Consider the following 26,354-nt stretch of genomic DNA (forward strand, 5'->3'; position numbering starts at 1 on the left):
CGGACCAATTCGGATTTGGGCTGTATTGTAAATTCGACGCCAATTCCAAGTGTGGCAGAAGCAAAAATCCGGCGCACCCATCGGGGCACACCGGACATTAGTGGTTCGTTTTGGTGTAATGCAGAACGCCTGAATGACGACATGCGGACCGGGCTTCTATAGAACGCCTAGTCGGGTTTCCGCATCAGCCGCGCCAGTCACGGACGACGCCGCAGTCCATGTGAACAAAGTTGGAGCGATAATAGGTGCCAACACCGCCGGCACGGCAAGCCTTGGCCGCTTTCGCCATCTGCGTAACCGAGCGAGACGCAAGGCGCAGGTCTGCGGCCTGTCCGCGCATGTGAAGAGAGTTCTTGGCAACGCCACGCGAACGGCCGCGCAGCATGGCGTTGGTCTTCGGGCTGCGATATCCCGAAAGCATCATATACGGTTCGTTTACTTCCAGCAGGTTATGAGAGGCGGCCATGATATCGATTGTGCGCAGGTCGATCTCTTTTACGTCGTCGGTGCGCCAGTCGCGCATGAAGTGATTGATCTCGCGCACTGCGTCTTTGATGTACTTGCCTTCGATCCAGTAGACCATGTCCAGCCGTTCACCGGTACGGCCCGAGTACATACGGATGCGGCGGATATCGCCGCCACCACGCAAAAAGCCTGCTGCATTGGAAAATGTTGGGGCTGCGGTTACTGCTGTTGCCGCAAATGCACCCAGAAGGGCCCGACGGGTGAGCCCCGAGTTCGATGTTTCTGCCATGTTTACCGCACCATCCCGAACGATTTGTGTGTCCTGCCGATGCCCGATGTTACGGGCCTGCCGTATTTCCCGGCACGTGACTTCTATGACACAGGGGGAATCACGATCCAAGTTTCGATTGGTCTCATCCCTGTTTTCTTCGGATTTTCGGCAATTTTTTGCGCAAAAGGGGACGTTGCGTTAAGATTTCCCCATCAAAAAGCACCAAAATCACTGGTCACAAGTTCGAGAACCGCCGAAAATAGGCTCTCAACTATTGGTTTACGATGTGTAAATGGGGGCTGCGTCTTGCTTCTTTTTACTAAAGATTCATGTAGTAGAGGGAAGATTTAATGGCATCGTCATCAGGGGGTCGCGCGTCAATGAAAACAGCACTTTATAGCAGCGTTCTGCCGCAGGTTCGGTCCGGCGTTTTCGCTCTGGCCCTATTTGGTGCCACAGTCGCCTTTGCGCCGAGTGGTGCCTCGGCGCAGGTCACGGCCTTCAAGCAATCGGTTGCTGAGTTCGCAGCGAACGAAAACGCAGTTGCCAAATTCTACCGCGAATCCGCTTACACCCCGATTTGGACGGCGCCGGGCGAAGAATCGATGCAGCGCCGGGCCGCGCTGCTGCGTGCGCTGGAAGAGGCCTCGGCCCACGGATTGCCGGACCAGTCTGCCCTGGCGGCGTCGCTGATGGAGCAGATGCGCAATGCACGGTCGGCCCGTGATCTGGGGCAGATCGAAGCGGCGCTGAGCACGGCTTACGTGAATTATGCCACTGATCTGCAGACCGGCCTTCTTGATCCCGGCTCGATCGACGACGGGATCGTTCGCAAGAAACATACCACCGATCCGGTGACCTATCTGGAAGGCATCCGGGACAATCAGCCGATGGCCTATATGCGCTCGCTGGTGCCCGCCTCGCCGCAATACCGCGCCTTACTGCGGGAAAAATTCCGTCTTGAGCAGCTGGTCGCCAAAGGCGGCTGGGGCACCACGGTTCCGAAGGGCAAGCTTGAGCCGGGTGACACCGGACCTGCTGTGATCGCGCTGCGCGACCGGCTGGTAGCCATGGGATATCTGACCCGCAGCGCCACCGCCGCGTTTGACATGGATGTGGAACAGGCGGTGCAGAAGTTCCAGTCGGACCACGGGCTAGAGGTCGACGGCGTTGCCGGGGACGGCACCATTGCCGAGCTCAACAAACCGGTTACCGAACGGCTGAAATCCGTGGTGGTGGCGATGGAGCGGGAGCGCTGGCTGTCACCCGAACGCGGTGAGCGTCATATCCTGGTGAACCAGACCGATTTCACGGCCAAGATTGTCGACCGTGGCGACGTGACCTTTGAAACCCGGTCCGTGATCGGCAAGAACCAGCACGACCGCAGGTCGCCGGAATTCTCGGATGTCATGGAACACATGATCATCAATCCGAGCTGGCACGTGCCGCGCTCGATCATCACCAAGGAATACCTGCCGAAACTGCGCAACAACCCGAATGCAGTCCGTCACATTCTGATTACCGACCGTCAGGGCCGTGTCGTCGACCGCAACTCAGCGGACTTCTCTCAGTACACCAGAAGCAACTTTCCATACTCGATGCGCCAGCCGCCGAGCCGCAGCAATGCGCTGGGGCTGGTGAAGTTCATGTTCCCGAACAAATACAACATCTACCTGCACGACACGCCGCAAAAGAGCCTGTTCAGCCGCGAAGTCCGGGCCTTCTCCCACGGCTGTATCCGCCTGGCGCAGCCCTTTGAGTTTGCTTATGCGCTGCTGGCGCGGCAGACCGAAGATCCCAAGGCATTCTTTCAGCGGATCCTAAGCTCCGGAAAAGAAACCAAAGTGGAGCTGGAACAGAAGGTGCCTGTTCACATTATCTACCGGACGGCTTATGTCTCGGGCAAAGGACGGGCCGAGTTCCGGCGGGATGTCTATGGACGCGACGCCAAGGTATGGGACGCCTTGCAGCGGGCAGGGGTCGCCTTGCCGGGCGTGCAGGGCTAATCTCCGGGGCCCGTCTTCAACAGACGTGAGGAAGGGCCCCATATGTATACTGTCCGTCAGATTGCTGATGCATTAGGTGCTGCCTGCGAAGGCGATGTTTCTATCGAAGTGGCGCGCACGGCCGAACCGCAAGACGCAGGTCCGGGCGATCTGGCGCTTGCAACCTCCCCGAAATATGCCGAGGCGCTGGCCGAGGGCGCAGCTCAAGTTGCCATGCTCTGGGAAGGCGCCGACTGGCAGTCCATGGGCCTGAAGGCGGCTATTTTCGCAGCCCGGCCGCGTATGGCCATGGCCGGTCTCACCAGTATGATGGATCCGGGCCAGGGCTTTGGCTCCGGCATTCACCCCTCTGCCGTCATTGATCCCAGCGCGGAGCTGGGAGAGGGCGTCAGCGTCGGCCCCTTCTGTGTGATTGGTGCGAGGGCGAAAATCGGAGACAATTCCATCATCGGTCCGCAGTGCCATATCGGCGTGGATGTCACGATGGGGACCGGAGCACAGCTGCGCGAGATGGTCTCCATCGGCGCCCGCGTGACCATTGGGGAGCGGTTCCGGGCCCAGCCCGGCGCGCGCATCGGTGGCGATGGGTTTTCCTATGTAACACCTGAGGTGTCAGGCGCGGAAACCGTGCGCAAGACGCTGGGTGATCAGGGCGATGCCAAACCCCAAAGCTGGCTGCGCATTCACTCCCTTGGCTCGGTCACCATCGGCGACGATGTAGAAGTGGGCGCCAATTGCACCGTCGACAACGGCACCATCCGCGACACGGTGATCGGCGACGGCACAAAGCTCGACAACCTTGTACACGTTGGCCACAACACCCGGGTTGGGCGTGATTGCCTCCTGTGCGGACAGACCGGCACCTCCGGCTCGGTTGATATCGGCAACAACGTGGTTCTTGGTGGGCAATGCGGCGTGGTCGATAATATCTTTATCGGCGACGGAGTGATCGCCGGCGGCGGGACAAAGATCCTTTCGAACGTGCCCGCAGGCCGTGTGATGATGGGCTATCCCGCTGTCAAAATGGAGACACATACCGAGGTCTATAAGGCACAACGCAGGCTGCCCCGACTGATGCGCGATATCGAAGCGCTGAAAAAGGCAGTTTTAAAATAACGGTACAGAGACTACATCTGCGCCAGCCTTAACGATCAGGGACCCGGTATGAGCATCAAGGACAAGGTAATCGAAATCATCGCAGAGCAGGCAGTGCTGGAACCGTCTGATGTGACACTCGACAGCACGCTTGAGGATCTGGGCATCGATAGTCTCGGCCTCGTTGAAAGCATCTTTGCTATCGAGGAAGAGTTCGACATCACCATTCCGTTCAATGCCAATGAACCGGAAAAAAGTGATTTCGACATCACCAATGTCGCGGCGATCATCACGGGCATCGAAAAGCTGACCGCTGCTAAGCAGTGATGCCCCCTCTGGGATCAAGGATGATCTGAATGAGACGCGTAGTAATCACCGGCGCCGGCACCATCAACGCACTTGGCCATTCGGTGCCCGCGACCATGGAGGCGATGCGCGAGGGGCGCTGCGGCATCGGTGCGCTTGAGTTTCGCGATGTTGAGCGCCTGTCGATCCAGATTGGCGGGCAGGTCCGGGGGTTCGAGGCCGAGGGCCGTTTTAACCGGCAACAGATGAGCCTTTATGACCGCTTCACCCAGTTCACTCTGACCGCCGCCAAAGAGGCGATTGCGCAGTCCGGAATCGAATTCCACGGCGATCTGTCGGCGAAATCCGGAGTGGTTCTGGGCACCGCCGGCGGCGGCGTGTCCACCTGGGATGATAATTACCGCTCGGTCTATGAGGACGGTAAGAACCGCGTCCATCCCTTCGTGGTGCCGAAGCTGATGAACAACGCAGCCGCCAGCCATGTGTCAATGGAATTCAACCTCAAAGGGCCAAGTTTCACCGTTTCCACCGCCTGCGCCTCTTCCAATCATGCGATGGCGCAGGCCTTCCAGATGGTGCGCAGCGGCATGGCGCCTGCGATGGTCACAGGCGGATCGGAATCGATGCTGTGCTTTGGTGGGGTCAAGGCCTGGGAAGGGTTGCGGGTCATGTCCCGCGATGCCTGCCGCCCGTTCAGCGCCAACCGCAACGGCATGGTGCAGGGCGAAGGCGCCGGCGTGTTTGTCTTTGAAGACTACGAACACGCCCGCGCCCGCGGTGCGGAGATCCTCTGCGAGGTGGTGGGCTACGCCATGTCCTCGGACGCGGCGGATATCGTCATGCCGAGCAAACAGGGTGCGGCCCGCGCAATCTCTGGCGCCCTGCAGGATGCCGGAGTGGCGCCTGAAAGCGTTGGCTATATCAATGCCCATGGGACCGGCACTGCAGCGAATGACAAAACCGAATGCGCCGCGGTGGCAGATGTGTTTGGTCCGCACGCGGACCGGTTGATGATCTCCTCGACAAAATCCATGCATGGTCACCTGATCGGCGGCACCGGTGCGGTGGAACTTCTGGCCTGTATCATGGCCGTGCGCGATGGGGTGATTGCCCCCACCATCGGCTATGAGGAACCAGACCCGGAATGCGCTCTGGATGTGGTGCCCAATGAGGCGCGTGAGGCAAAGGTAGATGTGGCGCTGAGCAACGCCTTTGCCTTTGGCGGGCTGAACGCGGTTCTGGCGCTGAAAAAGATCTGAACGGAGCGCTGCCCGGGCTTGCCGAAAAAAAGAAAAGCCACCGTCAGCAGTCGCTGCGGTGGCTTTTATCGTTGTCTGATCACGCCCGCCTGGTGGCGGGAGCGTGAGTTCTCATCTTATTGGGAGACCACGTCGACGACATTGTAGCCGGCGGTGAACCCTTTCAGCGACATTTTCAGTTCGATCAGCTGATCCGGCGCAGGGGCAGGGCGCAGGGACAGGGTGGCTTCGGTGCCCTTCTTGAATGCATCGATGTCGCCTTGGGTAAAGCCGATCTGCGCCACGCAGCCCAGTGGGTTGCAGAAGGAATAGTTGTAGCGCTTGCTCGGGGCGCCATCGACCGAAATGGTCAGGGCCGCAGGTAGCAGCGTTTCCAGCGGCACGATTACGGTTGCCCCAGCAACAGCCTGTCCGCCGGCCTGATCGATGCGGAACAGAGAAACCTCGGCCATCGGGTTGCCATCAGGCGCAGTCAGGATCTGCAACAGCGAACAGGGGTCGGTTTCTGTTTCGGTCTTGATGCAAGCCAGATCCCAGTCGCCGTGGGTTTCTTTTGCATAGCGATCCCCAATCGCCGGAGTGCCGTCATCGACGGGCTGCCCCAGGTCCAGCATTTGATCCGCAGAGGGAGCAGCCGCCTCGCCACCCGAATTCTGCGTTTCCTGCGCATGCAAAGGCGCAGTTGTTGCGATCATCGCGGCCAGGGCGATCGGTGTCAGGGACTTGATCATGAGTGCCTCTTTTATGTCAGGACGTCCGATACGGGATCTAGCACGATGCACATGTGGTGTCAGGTCATTATCGGCCTATCGGCGGGGAAATGCACGGCAGGGTGATCAGAGCGAAGATTTTGGAATCAAAGAAAAAAGGGAACCTAACGGGTTCCCTTTTGTTTTTTTCTCCCCGTCGGACTGGCCGACTTAGTTATTGGTAGGGACGTTACGAAAGCCCCGGCCTGTGGTCAACATGGAATGACAAAAAAATTACAGCAAGGCACCCCTGAAAGGGGTTTGACCGATTTACGAACTTTTAACCATGATTTTGAGGGTGTCCATCACCTGTCGGTGCACAAAAAAAGGCCGTGCTCGGTGGCACGGCCAGTCTGACAGGGAGGAAATGACCGCCCTCACATCCGTATTTGCGTGGGCGGGCAGTTCTAAGTATTCAGTATAAAGGTTAATTATCTGTGTGGGCGTTCGGATGACGATCAGCGGGACCGGATCATCGGGGTTCGCAGCCACCGCATCCTCGAACGCAGGCGAGTAGGAAACAGGCATGAGCGACAAGATCTTCCTGGGCGGCGGCGGCGAGGGTTATGGCATCCCGCAGGAGATGGCCCTGAAATACGCCAACCGACACGGGCTGATCGCGGGCGCCACTGGCACTGGCAAGACCGTGACGCTGCAGATCCTGGCCGAGAGTTTTTCCAACGCAGGCGTTCCCGTCATCCTTGCCGATGTCAAAGGCGACCTTTCGGGCCTCGCCAAAAGCGGAACGGTGAGCCACAAGCTGCACGAGGCCTTTACCAGCCGGGCGCAGACCATCGGATTTGACACCTATCACTATCACGCCTGCCCGGTGACCTTCTGGGACCTTTACGGCCAGCAGGGTCACGCGGTCCGCACCACCGTGGCCGAAATGGGGCCGTTGCTACTGTCGAGGCTTTTGGAGCTCAGCGAAGCACAGGAAGGCATACTGAACATCGCCTTCCGCCTGGCGGATGAGGAAGGTCTTCCGCTGCTGGATCTGAAGGACCTTCAGGCGCTGCTGGTCTGGACGGGGGAGAACCGGGCCGATCTGTCCTTGCGCTATGGCAATGTTTCGACCGCCTCGATCGGGGCCATTCAGCGGCGATTGCTGGTGCTGGAAAATCAGGGCGGCGGGCAGTTCTTTGGCGAACCGGCGCTGGAACTGTCGGATCTGATGCGCTGCGATGCAGAGGGGCGCGGTATGATCAACATTCTGGCCGCGGACAAGCTGATGGCCGCACCAGGGCTTTATGCCACTTTCCTGTTGTGGCTGCTGAGCGAATTGTTTGAAGAGCTGCCCGAGGTGGGCGATCCCGACAAACCCCGGCTGGTGTTCTTCTTTGATGAGGCGCACCTGCTGTTCGACGATGCCCCCAAGGCGCTGATCGACAAGGTAGAGCAGGTGGCGCGCCTTATCCGGTCCAAGGGCGTGGGGATCTATTTCATTACCCAGAACCCGGCGGATGTGCCCGAGGATATCCTTGGTCAGCTCGGCAACCGGATCCAGCACGCCCTGCGCGCCTTTACCGCGCGCGATCGCAAGAACCTGAAACTGGCGGCTGAAACCTACCGCGAGAACCCGCGCTTTTCGACCGAGGACGCAATTCGCGAGGTTGGCGTCGGGGAGGCGGTAACATCCATGCTGCAAAAGAAGGGCGTGCCCGGCGTGGTGGAACGTACCCTGATCCGGCCGCCCTCGTCCCAACTGGGACCAATAACGAATGAGGAGCGCAAGGCGGCTCTGCAAGTGTCGGGAATGGCCGGGAAATACGACCAGACGCTGGATCGGCATTCGGCCTATGAAATCCTGGCACAGCGGGCAGCAGAGGCCGCCACCGAAGCCGAGGTGGCCGAGGTGCAGGCTGAAGCGGCGCCAGAGCCGATGGCGCGCGAGTTCAACGCCGCGCGGCGCTATTCGGGCAGCCGCGTCAGCCGGTCAACTTCGCGTAGCTTTGGCAGGCCAAAGGATACCTTTGGTTCGGCCCTCTCCGAAGCAGTGATCAAAGAGTTGAAAGGCACCACCGGACGCCGCATCGTGCGCGGGATCCTGGGCGGGTTGTTCAAAGGGCGCTGACCCGGCTAGCTCCTTTACCAATAGAAAGCGCCGCCCCGGATCTTCGGGGCGGCGCTTTTTGTTTTCAGGCTTATTTCTCAGGTATCAATCCGCGTGGACTGAACCTCAGCACCAGTAGCAGGATCAGCCCCATGGTGAAGAGCCGCATGTGCGATGCGCTTTCCATCAGGTGGTCCTTCAGCCAGCTACCATCCGCCATACCGGCGGTGACCAGCTTGATCAGCTCGATACCCATCGGCTCAACCTTGATCCAGAAGAACCAGATCAGCATACCACCCAGCACGGCGCCAAAGTTGTTGCCGGAGCCGCCAACGATCACCATTACCCAGATCAGGAAGGTAAAGCGCAGCGGGTTATAGGTGCCTGGCGTAAGCTGACTGTCGAGCGTCGTCATCATCGCGCCGGCGATGCCGCAGATGGCCGAGCCAAGTACAAAGATCTGCAAGTGTCGGCGGGTGACGTCCTTGCCCATCGCTTCGGCTGCGACCTCATTGTCACGGATCGCCCGCATCATTCGGCCCCACGGGCTTTTGAGCGCCATCTGCGCCATCCACAATAGCACCAGCAGCACCACGGCAAAGAGTACGGAATACCCCAGCTTCACGAAGATCGTGGACCCTTCGACGGCATCCATTCCCCAGCTTGCCGCCCGTTCTACAAAGGCGGGATCGTTCTGCAGATCCACTTCATAAGGCACCGGACGGGGCAGGCCGACGACGTTCTTGACGCCGCGCGACAGCCAGTCTTCGTTCTTCAGGACCGCGATGATGATTTCCGCAATGCCAAGCGTGGCAATCGCCAGATAGTCAGAGCGCAGACCCAGGGCCGTCTTACCAATCAGCCAGGCCGCCCCGGCGGCCAGCAGGCCACCGGCAGGCCAGGCCAGCAGCACCGGCAGGCCAAGACCACCGATATTGCCTTCCAGCGCGGGGTTGATCGCCTCGACCGCCTCGACCGAGGGGTCAAACAGCGCGCGGTAGACGAAGAATCCGACGGTCAGCACTGCCAGCAGGGTCAGGGTGCGGGCGATGCCCGGCGCCATGAACCGGTAGACGGCAACCGCGCCGACGACTGTCAGCGCGCCCATCACCAGCGCCATCAGGATACCCATGCCACCAGCGGTGAAGGCACCCGGTGTGGGCGCGGTAGAGACCAGCACCACAGCCAGACCACCAAGCGCGGTAAAGCCCATGATGCCGACGTTGAAGAGACCGGCAAAACCCCATTGCAGGTTCACGCCCAGCGCCATGATGGCCGAGATCAGCCCCATGTTGAGGATCACAAGGGCAGAGTTCCACGAGCCGGAGAAGACGTTGAGGAAGGTGGTAGAGCCTTCCAGCAGGATCAGAACGCCGACAAAGACGAACAGCAGCGTGTGTTTCACTGTATCGCTCATACCGATTTTCCTTTGAAGATGCCCGTGGGTTTGAACAACAGGACGATGATCAGGATCGCGAAGGAAACCGCGAATTTGTAATCCGTGCTGAGAAGCTGCATCAGCCCGTCAGGCGCCATGCTTTCCGGCAGCACGTAGGTTGCGACCTTTTTCCAGGCATAGGTGATCGTCACCTCGGAAAAGGCGATGATGAAGCCGCCTGCGATGGCCCCGATCGGGCTGCCCAGACCACCGACGATGGCAGAGGCAAAGATCGGCAGCAGTAGCTGGAAATAGGTGAAGGGTTTGAATGACTTATCAAGGCCATAAAGAACCCCGGCAATGGTCGCGAGCGTGGCCACGATGAGCCAAGTGTACATCACCACCCGCTCCGGGTTGATGCCCGACAGCAGCGCCAGATCCTCGTTATCGGAATAGGCGCGCATGCTTTTGCCGGTTCGTGTCTTGTTGAGGAACCAGAACAGCAGCGCCACGACGATCACGGCGGTGATCACGGTGATGCCTTGGCTGGTCTTGATGGCGAGTCCCTCGTCTAGACCGGTCATCTTCTTAAAGGCACGTGCCTTGATGATGAAACGCTCCCCATCGGCGAACCGCTGGTCGCCGGGGCCGATGATGAAGCGGACGATGCCGTTCATCATGAACATGACACCAAGCGAGACCATGACGAAGACAACCGGTTTCGCCTTCTGCTCGCGGTAGAAGCGATAGACGGTACGGTCAGTGACCAGCATCAGGCCCATGGTCAGCACGATACCAAAGGGCAGCGCCAACAGGGCGGTGGGCAGCGGGCCAAAACTGATGCCCATCGACTGGAACCACCAGGTGAACAGGATCGTCACCATGGTGCCGAATGCCATAGTATCACCATGGGCAAAGTTCGAGAACCGCAGGACGGAGTAAACCAGCGTCACCCCCAGCGCGCCGATGGCGAGCTGGCTGCCATAGGCGATGGCGGGTACGCCAACGAAGTTTGTGAATGCCACAAGGGCGTTGAGAAGTTCCATGCCTCAGCCCCCCAGGAAAGATTTGCGCACTTCGGGGTCGGCCAGTAGTTCCTGACCGGTGCCCGTATAGGCGTTGCGGCCTTGGACGAGGACATAACCTTTGTCCGCGATCTCAAGGGCTTGTTTGGCGTTCTGTTCCACCATCAGGATCGGCAACCCGGTGCGGGCAACCTCGATGATGCGGTCGAACAGCTCGTCCATAACGATGGGCGACACGCCAGCAGTGGGCTCGTCCAGCATCAGAACCTTGGGCTGAGTCATCAGCGCGCGGCCCACGGCCACCTGCTGACGCTGACCGCCCGACAGTTCGCCCGCAGGCTGGTTGCGCTTTTCCTTCAGGATCGGGAAGAGGTGATAGACCTGCTCCATCGTGTCCGAGAAATCATCGGTGCGGATGAAGGCGCCCATCTCCAGGTTTTCCTCAACCGTCATCGAAGTGAAGATATTGCTGGTCTGGGGCACAAAGCCCATCCCCTTGACCACGCGGTCCTGCGGCGAGAGCTGGGTGATATCCTCACCATCCAGACGCACCGCGCCAGAACGCACGTTCAGCATGCCGAACACGGCCTTCATCGCGGTGGATTTGCCGGCGCCATTGGGGCCAACGATCACGGCGATCTCGCCCGGGTTCACGGCGATGGTGCAGTCATGCAGGATGTCCGGTCCCTTGCCGTATCCGCCGGTCATGCTATCGCCGATCAGGAAGGGGCTGTCGCCCTCAACCTTGGTGGTGGGGCCGCTCTTGCGGTGGGCAGGCTGCATCGTGCCCGCGCCATGGGTGTTGGTGATCGTGGAATCCTTGTTGCCACGATCGTCCTGATACGGGTTGCCGCTCATGCGTCTGCCCCTATTTTGTCTTTGTTTTTCAGACCGGTGCCCAGGTAAGCTTCGATCACCTGTTCGTTGGCCTTGATCTCGTCCAGGGTGCCTTCGGCGAGCTTCTTACCCTCGGCCATGCAGATCACCGGGTCGCAAAGGCGGCCAATGAACTCCATATCGTGTTCGATCACGACGAAGGTGTAGCCGCGTTCCTCATTCAGGCGCTTGATCGCATCGGCGATGGTGTAAAGCAGGGTCCGGTTCACGCCGGCACCGACCTCGTCGAGGAAGACGATCTTGGCGTCCACCATCATGGTGCGGCCCAGTTCCAGCAGCTTCTTCTGCCCGCCGGAGACCTCGCCCGCCTTCAGATCGGCGATATGGCTGATCGTCAGGAACTCCAGCACCTCGTCCGCCTTTGCACGCAGGGCGCGTTCCTCATTGGCGATGCGCTTGCGGCCAAACCAGGTGTTCCACAGGCTCTCACCCGACTGGCTGCCCGGGACCATCATCAGGTTCTCGCGGCAGGTCATCGAGGAAAACTCATGCGCGATCTGGAAAGTGCGCAGCAATCCCTTATGGAACAGCTCATGCGGGGGCAGGCCGGTGATGTCCTCACCATCCATGGTGACCCGCCCGGAGGTGGGTTCAAGAACACCCGCAATCACGTTGAAAAGAGTGGTTTTTCCCGCGCCATTTGGCCCGATCAAACCGGTTATGGAGCCCTTTGCGATTTCAAGCGAAGCGCCATCAACCGCGTGGAACCCGCCGAAGTGCTTGTGCAAGTCCTCGACGACGATCATGTCATTTCATCCCCTAACTGCTTGTTTTTTGCAGTCTTTAAATTTGGAACAGCCCGGACGATGCCGGGCTGATCTCTCGTTTGCGTTATCCTGTTCAGGATTAACGGAATTTCACGGTGGTGTTTGCACCGTCCTTGACTTCGATCTCACGGTAGGAGCCTGCGCTCTCACCGGGGCCGATCAGCTCAACGCCGGTCGCACCCTGGAAGTCGACGTCGCCGCCAGCGGCCAGGATTTCCAGCGCCTTGCCCAGTTCACCGGGGTTGATCGGCTCACCGGGAGCGTTCGCAACTTCCATGATCTTGGGACCGTATTCCGCCGGATCGGTGGAGCCTGCAGCCTGCATGGCCAGCAGGAACAGCGCCGCTGCGTCATAGGATTCCGGTGCATAGGCCGATGTGCCGTCAAAGCCTTCCGCCTTGGCCATTTCGGCAAAGACTTCCGCGCCTTTGGAGTCGGAACCGGCGATCTGGCCAAAGGAGCCATCAAGGTCGGAACCCACGTTCTTGGGCAGGCTGTCACCGATCATGCCACCGGGCAGACCGAAGGTGTCATAGGCGCCGCTGTCCAGCGCCGACTGGATGATGCCCAGGCCGCCTTGGTCCAGATACCCGGCAACCACCAGGATGTCGCCGCCGGCAGAAGCCAGCGAGGCAACCTCGGCGGAATAGTCGCCTTTTCCGTCTTCGTGCGCTGCCACGATGGTGACTTCACCGCCGACCTTTTCAAACGAGGTCTTGATCGCGTCCGCCAGACCCTTGCCGTAGTCGTTGTTGGTGTAGGTCAGGGCGATCGAGCTGATGTCACGCTCCTGCAGGATCTCGGCCATCACTTCGCCTTCACGGGCGTCGGAGGGCGAGGTGCGGAAGAACAGGTCGTTGTCTTCCATGGTGGTCAGCCCGGGCGAGGTCGCCGAAGGGGAGATCATCACCATGCCGTTCGGAATCGCAACGTTCTGCAGGATCGCGCCGGTCACGCCCGAGCAGTCACCGCCGATGATGCCGTTGACGCCTTCAGCGACCAGTTTTTCACCGTTGGCAACAGCCAGACCGTTGTCGATGCAGCCGGTATCTGCGCGTACAGAGGTCACCGAAGCGCCGTCCAGCAGTTTGCCGGATGCGGTGGCTTCTGCCATTGCCATTTCGGCGCCGGCACCCATGGCTGCGGTCAGCGATTCAATCGGGCCGGTAAAGCCAAGCAGAACGCCCAGTTTCACTTCCTTGGCGTGGCCACCAGCAAATGCGGTGCCCGCGGTCAGTGCAACGGCCGTTGTGGCCAGCAGTAGTTTTTTCATTTGAAAACTCCCTTGTTGGAACAAATCTGTTCACATTGGACCCTAGGCAAGGCGTTTGAAAAAAGAAAGTCCATTTGGACCTCGCTTCGCACTCGGCTTGCTTTGGGGCCGATTCCTCCATCATCAGGCACGGTTTTTATCTATAAACCCGACTGGGACGTGCCTTTACAGCGTTCCTCCGTAAAGGAAAAGAACACAATCACGCGACTGCGTCGCCAAAATTGGCCGCCAAATGCTCTCCGTGAGAGTGATCCGGGATCGGCCGATCAGGGCCACGTGCAACGACGCACTCAGCGCGGGGCGGCCTGTGTCGATTTACTGCCGCGTTCACGATAAGGTGTGGTGTCATAATGCGCTCGGTAGCATTTCGAAAAATGCGAAGGTGAGGCAAAGCCACAAGCCAGCGCCACGTTGATGACACTCATGTCGGTCTGCATCAGCAGATTACGCGCCTTCTGCAGACGGAGCTCCATATAATACCGCTTGGGGCTGCGGTTCAGATAGCGGCGAAACAGGCGCTCCAGCTGGCGCGTCGACATGCCGACATCCTGCGCCAGGATCGATGGGCTGATCGGCTCTTCGATATTGCTTTCCATCATCTGGATGACCATCGACAGTTTCGGATGGCGCACGCCGATCCGGGTCGGGATCGAAAGGCGCTGGGTGTCCTGATCGGTCCGGATCGACGAATAGATCAGCTGATCGGCCACCGCATTGGCCAGTTCTTCACCGTGGTCATTGGCAATGAGTTTCAGCATCAAATCAATCGAAGAGGTCCCGCCAGCCGTAGACAGCCGGTTCCCATCGATGACGAACACCGACTTTGTCAGCTCAACCTCTTCAAACTCCTCGGAAAAACTATCCGCATTTTCCCAGTGAATGGTTGCGCGTTTTCCGTCCAGAAGCCCGGCCTTGGCCAGTGCGTAGGATGCTGTACACAGCCCTCCCACCTTCAATCCCTTGCGGGCCTCGCGCCGCAGCCAGGACAGCAGCTTCTTGCTTGTGGCGCCCTGAACATCGATCCCAGCGCACAAAAGGATGGTGTCATCGCGCTGCAGTTCGCTGAGGTCACCATCAAGCTGAAAGGTGGTTCCGGCTGAGCAGGTAACCGTCTCTCCGCCTTCTGCGAGCAGCGACCATGAATAAAGCTCGCGCCCACTCATCCGATTGGCAATGCGCAAACATTCAACGGCTGAGGCAAAGGAAAGCATGGAGAACCGTTCGAGCAATACAAAAACGAACCGTTTGGTCGGACCGACGGATTCGGAAAGTTCAACTCGTTTGCGTTGGTTCTGCATGGTGCGGGCCCCTGACTGTTGTGGATAATGCGCAGAGAGTCGGGCTCGTTCTGGCTGTCTTTGACCGTGCTCACAGGAATGCCGCCGGGTCAAGATGTTCAAATTCTGAACTGGCCAGTGGCCACGGGGTTTTGTATACGTGGGGCCCGAAAATACCCAAAGACCTCTTGAGCGGAGAAAAGCTATGAGTGAGTGGCAAAAATCGACCTGGCGCCAGAAACCGCGGGTTCAGATGCCCGACTATACCGACGCGGCGGCCCTTGCGGCCGTCGAGGCGCAGCTTTCCAAGTATCCGCCGCTGGTTTTTGCGGGCGAAGCACGGCGTCTGAAACAGCACCTGGCAGCCGCCGGTCGCGGCGAGGCCTTCCTGCTTCAGGGTGGCGATTGCGCCGAAAGCTTTGAACAGTTCAGCGCCGATGCAATCCGCGACACCTTCAAGGTGATGCTGCAAATGGCGATGGTTCTGACCTACGGCGCCAAAGTGCCGGTGGTGAAGGTGGGCCGGATGGCCGGGCAATTCGCCAAACCGCGCAGTGCCCCGACCGAAGTGGTGGATGGTGTTGAGCTGCCCAGCTACCGCGGTGATATCATCAACGATCTGGCCTTCAACGAGTCCTCGCGGGTGCCAGATCCGAACCGGATGCTGCAGGCCTATACTCAGGCGGCCGCGACTCTGAACCTGCTGCGGGCGTTTTCGACCGGCGGCTACGCGGATGTGAATCAGGTCCACGCCTGGACGCTCGGTTTTACCGAAAGCGAGAAGGCAGAGACCTATCGCGAGATGGCGAACCGGATCACCGACACGCTGGACTTCATGAAAGCAGCCGGGGTCAACAACGACACCGCGCATACGCTGCAGACGGTTGAGTTCTACACCAGCCACGAAGGTCTGCTGCTGGAATATGAAGAGGCGCTGACCCGTCTTGATTCGACCTCCGGCAAATGGCTGGCCGGTTCCGGCCACATGATCTGGATCGGTGACCGCACCCGCCAGCCCGACGGCGCGCATGTGGAGTTCTGCCGCGGTGTTCTGAACCCGATCGGATTGAAGTGCGGCCCGACCACCACCGCCGACGACCTCAAGGAGTTGATGGCCAAGCTGAATCCCGAGAACGAAGAGGGCCGTCTGACGCTGATCGCCCGCTTCGGCGCCGGGAAGGCTGCGGATCATCTGCCGCGCCTTATCAAAGCGGTGAAGGAAGAGGGCGCCAATGTCACATGGGTCTGCGACCCGATGCATGGCAATACCATCAAGTCCACCAGCGGTTACAAGACCCGGCCCTTTGACAGCGTTCTGCGCGAGGTGCGCGATTTCTTCGCAGTTCACACCAGCGAGGGCACCATTCCCGGCGGCGTGCATTTCGAGATGACCGGTCAGGATGTCACCGAATGCACCGGCGGCGTACGGGCTGTCACCGATGAGAACCTCAGCGACCGCTACCATACGGCCTGTGATCCGCGCCTTAACGCTAGCCAATCGCTGGAACTGGCGTTCCTGGTGGCTGAAGAGCTGTCCACCCTGCGCGGTCAACGCGGTGGCGCCGCTGCGACAGCCGAGGCTGGCTGAAGCTAGGGGTGCTTACCTTAGGGACTGCGCCTAGGGGGCTGATAACAAAAGAAAAGCCGCTCCAATCGGGGCGGCTTTTTGCTTTGAGCTGCATGGCAGACTTGAAAACGGTGAAGTCTGGCAGAAAAGGGAACGCCCCGGGAGTTCTTCCGCGGGGCGTATTTTCCGGTGCTATGACCTTGGACCGGAATCTCGGCCGGAGTGCTCCGGCTATGTCTGTGCTTAGTCGCGGCTGACCACGAGACGCAGATGTGATCCGCGTTTGGGCGCCTTTTGGCTGGCACCGCTGTCTGCGGTTTCACCCGGTTTTTCTGCATCCGGCGTGGCCTTCAGGGTGCCGCGGTCGGCAAGGGCGCGCGCCTCGTCCAGAATGGACTTTTCGGTCGTGAACCGCTCCTGTGTTTCTGCAAAGCCGGGGTTCGGCGTATTGATATCTTGCTTCTCTTCGCGCGGCTTGGCCTTGAATTCGCCATCGGTGCTGCCCTGAGAGATGGTCCGCATCTCGATCGAGGACACCGTGAAGCGCTGTGATGTTCCCGTCGGGTTGCCTTCCGAGACGAAGACGCCCAGCGCCCGGCTGACATCGCCAAGATCGCTGCGCAGCGGCAGCAGCAACATCCGTGCCTCGCGGCGGCCCCGCAGACGCGAGGGTTCGGTTTGCAGCTCCAGCTCAACGATAGCTGGGGCTTCGAACATATGCTCCAATGCAGCGCTCAGCTGTTTGCGGGCATCGGGGGTGAAGAACGCCGTGATCGGCATTCCACGTACTTCCATGCCTGCCATCTCGTTGACCTTCTGGCCCGCAAGGCGGAACCGGGCGATGCCAGGGGCCACGCGTTCGAGAATGAAGGTCTGGGACAGGATGTTTTCCAGACCACGCGGATCGATTTGCGAGCGGCTGGGAATGTCATCCCCCCGACGCAGGGCTGTCCAGTAGGCTTCTGCCTGGCGCATCGCCGACACGGGGGTGTGGCTGCGGAAGTTGTCCATCGGAACCACCTTGTCGTGACCCTTGTTCTGTCCAGAGCTTTTGCGACCGCCGAAAAACATGTCCGTGTCCTTTTGCTTGCCGGGAGAATCCCGACTGTCTGCGGCGGCAGGTTAAGCTTTCTTAAGACTGCTTAACAATATCCGCCCAAATCCTTACTGCTTCATTAATATGGCACAATATGATTCAAATTATGACTATTTCTTCAAGCAATGGTTAACGGGATCCGGATAGGCCTTCTATACCAAAGAATAAGGCCCGCATCCGTTGTGCTTATCGGCGCCTTTGTGGCAATGTCGCGCGCAGAAAACGACGAAGGGCTGAGTGTATGACTGTGAACAGCATGACAGGATTCGCATCCGCGCAAGGGGGCCTTGATGCGCATAGCTGGGGCTGGGAAATCCGGTCGGTCAACGCCAAGGGTCTGGACCTGCGCCTGCGCATTCCCGATTGGCTGGAGGGTCTGGAACCCTTTGTCAGATCAACACTTTCCAAATCTCTATCGCGCGGGAATATCTCGCTGACCCTGCGTTTGACGCGCCGGGAAGAGGGGGGCGGGCCACTGCAACTGAACCCGGCGGCACTCACGTCGGTGTTGGAGGCACTGGCGCAGACCGAAGCAGCTGCACAGGCGGCGGGAGTGGACCTGAAACCATCGTCGGCATCGGACATTCTAGCCCTGCGCGGGGTGATGGAACACGCGGTGACAGAGGACGACCCGGCGCCGCTGGTGGCAGCGCTGAAGGACGAATTCTTAACCCTTTTGGCGGGCCTCACCGAAATGCGGCGGACCGAAGGCGCCCAATTGCTTAATGTATTGAAGCGTCAACTGGACCAAGTGGAGGCCCTCAGCGCTTCGGCGGCGGCTCTGGCAGAAGAGCGCAAGCCCAGAATCGCGGAAACTCTTAAGACCAATCTTGAACGGGTTCTGGCGAATTCCGATGGCATGGACCCCGACCGTCTGGCGCAGGAACTGGCGCTGATTGCGGTCAAGGCAGACGTGACCGAGGAAATCGACCGTCTTGCCGCCCATGTGCGTGCGGCGCGTGAGCTGTTAGAGGCCGGTGGCCCGATAGGGCGCAAGCTGGATTTCCTGATGCAGGAGTTCAACCGCGAGGCCAATACCCTGTGCTCCAAGGCGCAAAGCAGCGATCTGACCGCTGTCGGGCTTGAGCTGAAGGCGATAATAGATCAGATGCGCGAGCAAGTGCAGAACATCGAATGACCCAGACTATAGAATTTGAGGAGAGCAGCTGATGGCTGATCGGCGAGGCCTATTGATCATCCTGTCGTCGCCATCCGGCGCAGGCAAATCCACTTTGGCGAAACGGCTGCGGAGCTGGGACGACAGCATCCGGTTCTCGGTCTCTGCCACCACCCGTGCCCCGCGCGAGGGTGAGGTCGACGGTCAGGATTACCACTTCAGCACGGTGGATGAATTCAAAGCCGCCGTCACCGAAGGCGAGATGCTGGAACACGCGCATGTCTTCGGCAACTTCTACGGCTCTCCCAAGGGACCGGTGCGGGCGGCGATCAACGCGGGTCAGGATGTGCTGTTTGACATCGACTGGCAGGGGGCGCAGCAGATCCGCAATTCGGACCTTGGCCAGCACACGCTGTCGATCTTCCTCTTGCCGCCCTCGATCCACGAGCTGCGCCGCCGACTGGAAAGCCGCGGTCAGGACGATGCCGACACCATCAAGCGGCGGATGGAGAAAAGCTGGGACGAAATCAGCCACTGGGGCAGCTATGACCATGTGCTGATCAACGACGATCTGGACACCACCGAGGAAGCCCTGCGCACCATCATCACCGCGACCCGCCTGCGCCGGATCCAGCAACCGCATCTGGTGGATCACGTGCGCGGTCTGCAAGCAGAGTTTGAGGAAATGTCATGACCCTTTACGCCCTTGGAACAGACAAGCCCGAGATCCACGAAGATACCTGGGTTGCCCCCGATGCCAACCTGGTCGGCAAGGTGGTGATGGAGGCCGGATCTTCGGTCTGGTTCGGCTGCACCATCCGCGCCGACCACGAAGAGATCCGCATCGGCGAAGGATCGAATGTGCAGGAGAACGTCGTCATGCATATTGACGCTGGGTTCCCATTGAGCATCGGCAAGAATTGCACCATCGGTCACAAGGTAATGCTGCATGGCTGCACCATCGGCGAAAACTCCCTGATCGGGATGGGCGCGACCGTGTTGAACGGCGCCAAGATCGGCAAGAACTGCCTGATCGGGGCAGGTGCGCTGATCACCGAGAACAAGGAAATTCCCGATGGCTCCCTGGTCATGGGCGCTCCGGGCAAGGTTGTGCGTCAGGTAGATGAGGCAACAATCGAAAAGCTGAAGTGGAGCGCGCTCCATTACCAGGACAACATGCGCCGCTTTCGTGAAGAACTGCAAAAGGTCGACTAAATGAGAAATTCCAAAGGCTCGCTGATGCGGCCCGATCCGCTTCCCCATAGTGCAAGCCACCCGGTCGTGACGCCGCTCAGCCCCTCGGTGGTTTACGCCAGCGAAACCCCTGATGCGCTGGATGACCAGTATGAAGGCCGCGTGCACGGCTATACCTACTCCCGCGAGGGACATCCGAACGCGGATGTGGTGGCCAAACGTCTGGATGCGATGGAAGGCATGTCGGGCGGGGTTGTCACCGGTTCGGGCATGGCAGCGGTTTCTGCGGTTCTGCTGGGGCTGACAAAAACCGGCGATCACGTGATCGGCGGCAACCAGCTTTATGGCCGCTCGCTGCGCCTGATGAAGGAAGACCTGCCGCGTCTGGGGATCGAAACCAGCCTTGCCGATCCGGCGGATATTGCGGCCGTGCGTGCTGCGATCCGTCCGGAGACCAAGATGATCCTGGTCGAAACCGTGTCGAACCCGACGCTGGCGGTGGCGGATATCGACGGGCTGTCCGCCCTGTGCAAGGAAACCGGTATTCTGCTGGTGGTGGACAATACCTTTACCACTCCGCGCGGGTTTCAGCCGTTCGACCACGGCGCCGATATCGTCATCCATTCGATCACCAAACTGCTAGCCGGCCACTCCGATGTGATGCTGGGCTATGTGGTGGCACGCGATCCGGCGCTGAATGAACGGCTCAGCGTGTTTTCCGTCACCACCGGCATGACACCCAGCCCGTTTGATTGCTGGCTGGCCGAGCGCGGCATGCTGTCCTTTGAGCTGCGGTTCGAGCGCAGCCAGGCCACGGCGGCGGCGCTGGCCGATCATCTGGCCGGGATGCCGGGTGTCAAGCGCGTGATCTACCCGACGCGCAAAGATCACCCGGATCATGACCGCGCCATGGATCTGCTCAAGGGGCAGGGCTGCAATATGGTCAGCTTTGAACTCGAAGGCGGCCGGGCCGCGGCCAACGCATTTACCCGCGCGGCGGACGGGCTGAACTTTGCCCCGACGCTGGGTGATGTGGGCACCACCCTGTCGCATCCGGCCTCCTCGTCGCACCGGGCGCTGACGCCAGAAGAACGCGCGGGCCTCGGCCTCAGCGAAGGGTTCTTCCGGGTGTCGGTTGGTCTGGAGGACCCGGCGGCGCTACTGGCGGTGTTCTCCGAGGCGGTCGCGGCGGCCGCAGCGTCATAATAAAACCGTTACATTGGAAAGGTACACGGGCCGAACCGCCATCCAAAAGGGGCCAAAGTGCCATGACGCAAGAGCTGATCGAAGGGTTTCTCGAAGCCATCCCGCTGCCTGCGGTGCTGGTGGATCAGACCGAACGCTTCATCGGGGCCAATGCGGCCGGCACCACCCTTTTGGGGCAGCAGCTGAAGGGGCGGCACTTCGCCACCATCCTGCGCCAGCCCGGCGTCACCGCTGCAATCGAAGCCTGTCTGCAGGACAAATCTGCGCGCACCGCCCGACATCTGTCCAATGACGGCGCGCAGGACACCACATTCGAGGTGAGCCTGCGCTACGTCCCCGGCATCGGCGCCGTCAATGGCGGCGCCGTACTGTTGTGTTTCACCGACGTGACCGAGCGCGAACAGGCTGGCCAGATGCGCCGCGATTTCGTCGCCAACGTCAGCCATGAATTACGCACGCCGTTGACCGCGCTGATGGGGTTTATCGAAACCCTGCGCGGCGCCGCCCGCGACGATCCGGCGGCCCGTGATCGCTTCCTCGCGATCATGGAAGGGGAAGCCAGCCGGATGAACCGTCTGGTCGGCGATCTTCTGTCCCTTAACCGCGTCGAGAGCGCGGAGCGGGTGCGGCCAAAAGAAAAACTGGACCTTACGGCGCATCTGACATCCACCCTGAAATCCATGCAGCCGCTGGCGGAGGCCGGCAATGTCGCCCTGTCGCTTGAGGCGCCCGACGAGCCGGTGCATGTCACCGGCGATTCCGACCAGCTGCAACAGGTCTTCACCAACCTGATCGAAAACGCCATCAAATACGGTGGCGATGAGGTGCGCGTGGTGCTGACCCCGATGGAGCGGGATCCGGCCCTGCGTGCCCCGGCGGCCCGCATCCAGGTGATCGACAATGGTCCGGGTATCGATCCGGTGCATCTGCCACGCCTGACCGAGCGTTTCTACCGCGCCGACAGCCATCGCTCGCGGGAGCTGGGCGGTACCGGTCTGGGTCTGGCAATCGTCAAACACATCATCAACCGGCACCGGGGCCGACTGAGGGTCGAAAGCGATCTTGGGGCAGGGGCATCCTTTACAGTGATCCTGCCGCAGTAACCTTCCTGCGCCACTATCCGCTTCCGAAAAACGAAAGATAAGAACGCTCCCTTGCGGATTGCACAAGGGCGTGTGGGCGCCGTGAACCATTAGGATAAGGTTTTTGTCACAATTTCCGTCACAATCCGGCGATTGTCATATGCCTGTTACATACCTGTCACAAAAGCCACATGACCGCCCTTTAGCAGGAGGCCAAGATCATCGTGGGGGTGATCGTGAACCTTCTAACACCTCATGGAGACTGAAATGTCCTTTGTGAAACTTTCCGCATCCGCCCTGGCAATCGCTGCCGTTTCGGCCACCGCTGCCGCCGCACGTGATCAGGTGCAGGTCGCCGGCTCCTCGACCGTGCTGCCCTATGCTTCGATCGTTGCCGAAGCCTTTGGCGAAAACTTCGACTTCCCAACACCGGTTGTTGAATCCGGCGGTTCTTCGGCCGGTCTCAAGCGTTTCTGCGAAGGTGTTGGTGAAAACACCATCGACGTTGCGAACGCATCGCGCAAAATCAAAGACAAAGAAATCAAGGCCTGTGCCGAAGCTGGTGTCACCGACATCATCGAAGTGCGTATCGGTTATGACGGCATCGTCTTTGCCTCTGACATCAACGGCAACGGTTTCGAATTCACCCCGACCGACTGGTACCTGGCTCTGTCCGACGAAATCATGGTCGACGGTAAAATGGTTGCCAACCCGAACAAAACCTGGGCCGACGTGAACCCGGCCTTCCCGGCGCAGCCGATCCAGGCCTTCATCCCCGGCACCAAGCACGGCACTCGTGAAGTCTTCGAAGACAAGGTGATCCTGGCAGGCTGCGAAGCCACCGGCGCATTCGAGCACATCCTGGCCGGCGCCGAAGGTGACAGCGATAAAGCCAAGAAGAAAGCAGCCGAGAAAGCCTGTATCTCCCTGCGCACCGATGGCGTCTCCGTGGACATCGACGGTGACTACACCGAGACCCTGGCCCGCATCGAGAGCAACAAAGACGGCATCGGCGTCTTTGGTCTGGCCTTCTACGAGAACAACACCGACAAACTGCAGGTCGCAACCATGTCCGGTATCGTTCCCTCCACCGAAAGCATCGCAACCGGCGAATACCCGGTCTCGCGCCCGCTGTTCTTCTACGTAAAGAAAGCCCACATCGGCGTGATCCCCGGCCTGAAAGAATATGCTGAATTCTTCATCGCAGACGAAGTTGCAGGCCCCGACGGCCCGCTGGCCGAATACGGTCTGGTTGCAGACCCGGAACTGGCGAAAACCCAGGAAGCGGTTGCAAACGAAGACGTAATGGGTGGAAACTCCTAATCATTCCCCCGCTGATCTGATTTGGCCGGGGGACGTTCCCCCGGCCATTTCTCTGTCCAATCGGACACTCTGAATTTTAATCCGCCACCAAACGGAGCCTTTGATGCCGACGTTCTGGCTTGTTGTTCTACTCTGTGTCATCGCGGCCGCCGGATATGTTCTGGGCCGTCGCCGCGCGCTTGCTTCGGCCGGTGGTGACCCGCGCCTGCTGCATTCCCTGCCGAGCTACTACGGCTCTCATGTGGGGTTGAGCGCACTGATCCCGTCTTTGGCGGCTCTGGTGATCTGGCTATTGGCGCAGCCGATGCTGATCGAAAACCGGGTGTCCTCCATGATCCCCGCGGATCTGGTGCCGGAAAATGCTTCGCTCAGCCTCGTGATGAGCGACGTGCGCCGGGTGGCCGAAGGGCTGGATCTGGCGGTTGAGCAGGGCGCGCTGAGCACCCGCGAAGTGCGCGAATTTGACAGCGAGACTGGCGACCTGCGGGGCATTCTGGGGGAGGTTGGCGTCGCGCTTGGCGCCGATGTACGCCCCGAGGTTCTGGACGCCGCGCGCGCCTACCGGGGGCTGTCGCACACAGGCCGCACGGCAATGACCGTCGCGGTCCTCCTGCTGGCGCTTGGCGGCTTTGGGCTGGCATATCGCAAGTCGGACAAGGATTTCCGTGCCCGCAACGTGGTGGAGCGGGTTGTCATGGCGCTGCTGATCCTGGCAGCCTCTCTGGCGATCCTGACCACGATCGGCATCGTTCTGTCGATGCTGTTTGAAACCAAGAATTTCTTTGGGCTGCATTCCTGGACCGACTTCTTCTTTGGCACCACCTGGGCGCCGAATTTTCGCGGTGACAGCGAATTGTCGATCCTGCCGCTGCTCTGGGGCACGCTCTATATTTCCTTCATCGCGCTGCTGGTGGCAGTGCCGGTGGGGTTGTTCGCAGCGATCTACCTCTCCGAATACGCCGGCCCGGCGGTGCGCGCCTTTGCCAAGCCACTCTTGGAGATCCTCGCAGGTATCCCGACCATCGTTTATGGTCTCTTTGCCCTGTTGACTGTCGGCCCCTTGCTGGTGCGCTTCTTCGGTCAGGGCGAAAACGGCGTTCTTGGCGTCGAATGGATGAGCGGCGCCACCTCGGTTCTGACGGCTGGGTTGGTCATGGGCATCATGCTGATCCCCTTTGTCTCGTCACTGTCCGATGACATCATCAACGCGGTGCCGCAGTCGATGCGCGATGGCTCACTTGGCCTTGGCGCCACCAAATCCGAAACCGTGCGCCAGGTGGTTCTGCCGGCCGCGTTGCCGGGCATCGTCGGTGCCGTGCTGCTGGCGGCTTCGCGCGCCATCGGCGAAACCATGATCGTGGTCATGGGGGCAGGGGCAATTGCGAAATTCTCGCTCAACCCGCTGGAATCGATGACCACCATCACCACCCGCATCGTCAGCCAGCTGACCGGCGACACCGATTTCGCTAGCCCGGAAACGCTGGTCGCCTTCGCTCTGGGCCTGACCCTCTTTGTTCTGACGCTGGGGCTCAATGTTCTGGCCCTTTATATCGTGCGCAAATACCGGGAGCAGTACGACTAATGACCGATATCAGTCACACCTCCGGCGGCTCTGGCGGGCCACAGACGACCAAGGGCGGATCGCTCCTGTCGCAAAGCCCCCGCACCCGCAAACGCAACGCCGCTGAGACCCGGTTCAAGGCCTATGGCATTGCGGCCATCCTTGTGGGCCTGATGATGCTGGCCGTCCTGGTCACCACCATCGTGTGCCGCGGCGCGGGTGCCTTTCAGCAGACCTTTGTCACGCTGAACGTGGAACTGTTGGAAAGCAAACTCGACAAGAAAGGCAACCGCGACATTGAGGACATCAAGAAGGTCACCACCTTCGGCTATGCCCCACTGGTCAAGGGCGCGATGCAGGACATGATCGACGCGCGCGGCATCGAAACCGGGCTCAAGTCCAAGGACATGGCCGGCCTTCTGTCCAAGAACGCCGTCGCCCAGCTGCGGGCCTTTGTAATCGAAAACCCCGATCAGATCGGACAGACGGTCGAGTTCCGCTTCCTCGCGCAAAGCCGCGTTGATGGCTACCTGAAAGGGCGCGTCAACCGCGACAGTATTGAGAACGACAAGAACATCTCGGCCGCGCAGCTGGATCTGGTGGATGCGCTGGTCGCTGAAGGCGTGATCAAGAAGACCTTCAACATCGACTTTATCATTGGGGCGGATGCCTCGGACCAACGCCCAGAGGCCGCCGGCATTGGTGTGTCGATGATGGGTTCGTTGTTCATGATGCTGGTGGTGCTGGCGCTGGCGCTGCCCATTGGGGTTGCCGCCTCGATCTACCTTGAGGAATTTGCGCCCAAGAACTGGCTCACCGATGTGATCGAGGTGAATATCTCGAACCTCGCCGCTGTACCGTCCATCGTCTTTGGTATCCTCGGCCTCGCGGTGTTCATCAACTACATGCACCTGCCGATGTCGGCGCCGCTGGTGGGTGGTCTGGTGCTGACGCTGATGACCCTGCCCACGATCATCATCTCGACCCGCGCCGCGCTGAAGGCGGTGCCCCCGTCGATCCGCGATGCGGCGCTGGGTGTCGGAGCCTCGAAAATGCAAGCGGTGTTCCACCACGTGCTGCCGCTGGCCGCGCCCGGCATCCTGACCGGCACCATCATCGGCCTGGCGCAGGCACTGGGTGAAACCGCGCCGCTCTTGCTGATCGGCATGGTGGGCTTCATCGCCTCCAACGCGCCGGAAACCCTGGCCGATGGTCTGCTGGCGCCTAACTCGGCCATGCCCGCGCAGATCTATGAATGGGCCAAACGCGCCGACCCGGCCTTTTACGAGCGGGCCTGGGGCGGCATCATTATCCTTTTGGTTTTCCTCGTAACCATGAATACGGTGGCCGTGATCCTGCGCCGCCGCTTTGAACGCCGCTGGTAGGG

At 60.1% G+C, this 26,354-nt stretch carries 23 protein-coding genes; 14 read left to right on the forward strand and 9 right to left on the reverse strand.

All coding sequences use genetic code 11. The annotated features are described in order from the left end of the window. Positions 1-184 precede the first annotated feature (184 nt). Positions 185-754: a peptidoglycan L,D-endopeptidase MepK gene (gene mepK / locus SM765_RS03070; RefSeq protein WP_368981410.1), complete on the reverse strand. Its 570-nt coding sequence runs from the start codon at positions 752-754 to the stop codon at positions 185-187. Positions 755-1,116: 362 nt separating this feature from the next. Here mepK and SM765_RS03075 point away from each other — a divergent pair, with 362 nt between their 5' ends. Genes SM765_RS03075 through SM765_RS03090 form a run of 4 tightly spaced genes read left to right on the forward strand, consistent with a single transcriptional unit; the run spans position 1,117 to position 5,402 of the window. Continuing rightward, positions 1,117-2,742: a L,D-transpeptidase family protein gene (locus SM765_RS03075; protein WP_274834122.1), complete on the forward strand. Its 1,626-nt coding sequence runs from the start codon at positions 1,117-1,119 to the stop codon at positions 2,740-2,742. Positions 2,743-2,784: 42 nt separating this feature from the next. Continuing rightward, positions 2,785-3,858, forward strand: a complete 1,074-nt coding sequence (lpxD, locus tag SM765_RS03080) for a UDP-3-O-(3-hydroxymyristoyl)glucosamine N-acyltransferase (RefSeq protein ID WP_274828103.1) — start codon at positions 2,785-2,787, stop codon at positions 3,856-3,858. A gap of 48 nt (positions 3,859-3,906) precedes the next feature. Further along, positions 3,907-4,164, forward strand: coding sequence for an acyl carrier protein (locus SM765_RS03085; RefSeq protein WP_274837055.1), 258 nt, complete (start codon positions 3,907-3,909; stop codon positions 4,162-4,164). 29 nt (positions 4,165-4,193) lie between these two features. Beyond that, positions 4,194-5,402, forward strand: a complete 1,209-nt coding sequence (locus SM765_RS03090; protein ID WP_274837057.1) for a beta-ketoacyl-[acyl-carrier-protein] synthase family protein — start codon at positions 4,194-4,196, stop codon at positions 5,400-5,402. Between the two features lie 116 nt (positions 5,403-5,518). On the opposite strand, the gene SM765_RS03095 is transcribed toward SM765_RS03090, so the two are convergent. Further along, the gene (locus tag SM765_RS03095; protein ID WP_274837058.1) at positions 5,519-6,133 is read right to left on the reverse strand and encodes an invasion associated locus B family protein; all 615 of its coding nucleotides are present in this window, start codon (positions 6,131-6,133) and stop codon (positions 5,519-5,521) included. Positions 6,134-6,677: 544 nt separating this feature from the next. Here SM765_RS03095 and SM765_RS03100 point away from each other — a divergent pair. Next, positions 6,678-8,225 (forward strand): helicase HerA-like domain-containing protein, encoded by a 1,548-nt coding sequence (locus tag SM765_RS03100; RefSeq protein WP_274837060.1) that lies wholly within the window; start codon positions 6,678-6,680, stop codon positions 8,223-8,225. A 70-nt stretch (positions 8,226-8,295) separates the two neighbouring features. Here the strand turns inward: SM765_RS03100 and SM765_RS03105 are convergent, their stop codons facing one another. The 6 genes from SM765_RS03105 to SM765_RS03130 all read right to left on the reverse strand — a co-directional run bounded on the left by SM765_RS03105 (position 8,296) and on the right by SM765_RS03130 (position 14,842). Further along, a complete protein-coding gene (locus tag SM765_RS03105; protein WP_274837061.1) occupies positions 8,296-9,621 on the reverse strand; it encodes a branched-chain amino acid ABC transporter permease in 1,326 nt (441 codons plus the stop codon). Beyond that, positions 9,618-10,628, reverse strand: coding sequence for a branched-chain amino acid ABC transporter permease (locus tag SM765_RS03110; RefSeq protein WP_065270268.1), 1,011 nt, complete (start codon positions 10,626-10,628; stop codon positions 9,618-9,620). Before SM765_RS03110 ends, SM765_RS03105 begins: the two co-directional genes overlap by 4 nt. Positions 10,629-10,631: 3 nt before the next feature. Further along, the gene (locus tag SM765_RS03115) at positions 10,632-11,465 is read right to left on the reverse strand and encodes an ABC transporter ATP-binding protein (protein WP_274834128.1); all 834 of its coding nucleotides are present in this window, start codon (positions 11,463-11,465) and stop codon (positions 10,632-10,634) included. Further along, positions 11,462-12,250, reverse strand: a complete 789-nt coding sequence (locus SM765_RS03120) for an ABC transporter ATP-binding protein (RefSeq protein WP_065270269.1) — start codon at positions 12,248-12,250, stop codon at positions 11,462-11,464. The genes SM765_RS03115 and SM765_RS03120 overlap by 4 nt, the downstream gene beginning before the upstream one ends. A 100-nt stretch (positions 12,251-12,350) precedes the next feature. Beyond that, a complete protein-coding gene (locus SM765_RS03125) occupies positions 12,351-13,544 on the reverse strand; it encodes an ABC transporter substrate-binding protein (protein WP_065270270.1) in 1,194 nt (397 codons plus the stop codon). A 290-nt stretch (positions 13,545-13,834) separates the two neighbouring features. Further along, positions 13,835-14,842 carry a GlxA family transcriptional regulator gene (locus SM765_RS03130; protein ID WP_065270271.1) on the reverse strand — a complete coding sequence of 336 codons (1,008 nt, stop codon included), beginning with the start codon at positions 14,840-14,842 and terminating at the stop codon, positions 13,835-13,837. Positions 14,843-15,026: 184 nt separating this feature from the next. On the opposite strand from SM765_RS03130, the gene SM765_RS03135 reads away from it, so the two are divergent. After that, positions 15,027-16,409: a class II 3-deoxy-7-phosphoheptulonate synthase gene (locus tag SM765_RS03135; protein WP_065270272.1), complete on the forward strand. Its 1,383-nt coding sequence runs from the start codon at positions 15,027-15,029 to the stop codon at positions 16,407-16,409. A 222-nt stretch (positions 16,410-16,631) separates the two neighbouring features. Here SM765_RS03135 and SM765_RS03140 read toward each other — a convergent pair whose 3' ends face one another. Further along, entirely contained in the window at positions 16,632-17,459 is an 828-nt protein-coding gene (locus SM765_RS03140) for a PAS domain-containing protein (RefSeq protein WP_274828109.1), read from the reverse strand. A gap of 266 nt (positions 17,460-17,725) precedes the next feature. Here SM765_RS03140 and SM765_RS03145 point away from each other — a divergent pair, with 266 nt between their 5' ends. The 8 genes from SM765_RS03145 to pstA all read left to right on the forward strand — a co-directional run bounded on the left by SM765_RS03145 (position 17,726) and on the right by pstA (position 26,352). Beyond that, complete coding sequence (locus SM765_RS03145) at positions 17,726-18,622, forward strand: YicC/YloC family endoribonuclease (protein ID WP_065270274.1); 897 nt, start codon at positions 17,726-17,728, stop codon at positions 18,620-18,622. A 31-nt stretch (positions 18,623-18,653) separates the two neighbouring features. Beyond that, positions 18,654-19,295, forward strand: a complete 642-nt coding sequence (gene gmk, locus SM765_RS03150; RefSeq protein ID WP_274828111.1) for a guanylate kinase — start codon at positions 18,654-18,656, stop codon at positions 19,293-19,295. Continuing rightward, positions 19,292-19,816, forward strand: a complete 525-nt coding sequence (locus tag SM765_RS03155) for a gamma carbonic anhydrase family protein (protein ID WP_274828112.1) — start codon at positions 19,292-19,294, stop codon at positions 19,814-19,816. The genes gmk and SM765_RS03155 overlap by 4 nt, the downstream gene beginning before the upstream one ends. Next, on the forward strand, positions 19,817-21,001 hold the full coding sequence (locus SM765_RS03160; protein WP_065270277.1) for a trans-sulfuration enzyme family protein: 1,185 nt from the start codon (positions 19,817-19,819) through the stop codon (positions 20,999-21,001). A 62-nt stretch (positions 21,002-21,063) separates the two neighbouring features. Beyond that, positions 21,064-22,104: an ATP-binding protein gene (locus SM765_RS03165; protein WP_274832244.1), complete on the forward strand. Its 1,041-nt coding sequence runs from the start codon at positions 21,064-21,066 to the stop codon at positions 22,102-22,104. Between the two features lie 246 nt (positions 22,105-22,350). After that, the gene (locus SM765_RS03170) at positions 22,351-23,406 is read left to right on the forward strand and encodes a substrate-binding domain-containing protein (protein ID WP_274832245.1); all 1,056 of its coding nucleotides are present in this window, start codon (positions 22,351-22,353) and stop codon (positions 23,404-23,406) included. Between the two features lie 103 nt (positions 23,407-23,509). Then, the gene (gene pstC, locus SM765_RS03175) at positions 23,510-24,988 is read left to right on the forward strand and encodes a phosphate ABC transporter permease subunit PstC (protein ID WP_274834130.1); all 1,479 of its coding nucleotides are present in this window, start codon (positions 23,510-23,512) and stop codon (positions 24,986-24,988) included. After that, complete coding sequence (pstA, locus tag SM765_RS03180) at positions 24,988-26,352, forward strand: phosphate ABC transporter permease PstA (protein ID WP_274837063.1); 1,365 nt, start codon at positions 24,988-24,990, stop codon at positions 26,350-26,352. Before pstC ends, pstA begins: the two co-directional genes overlap by 1 nt. The last annotated feature ends 2 nt before the right edge of the window (positions 26,353-26,354 follow it).

Origin of the sequence: Pseudophaeobacter sp. 1A09344 (assembly GCF_041008745.1) — a bacterium.
In the GTDB taxonomy this organism is placed as follows: domain Bacteria; phylum Pseudomonadota; class Alphaproteobacteria; order Rhodobacterales; family Rhodobacteraceae; genus Phycobacter; species Phycobacter gallaeciensis_A.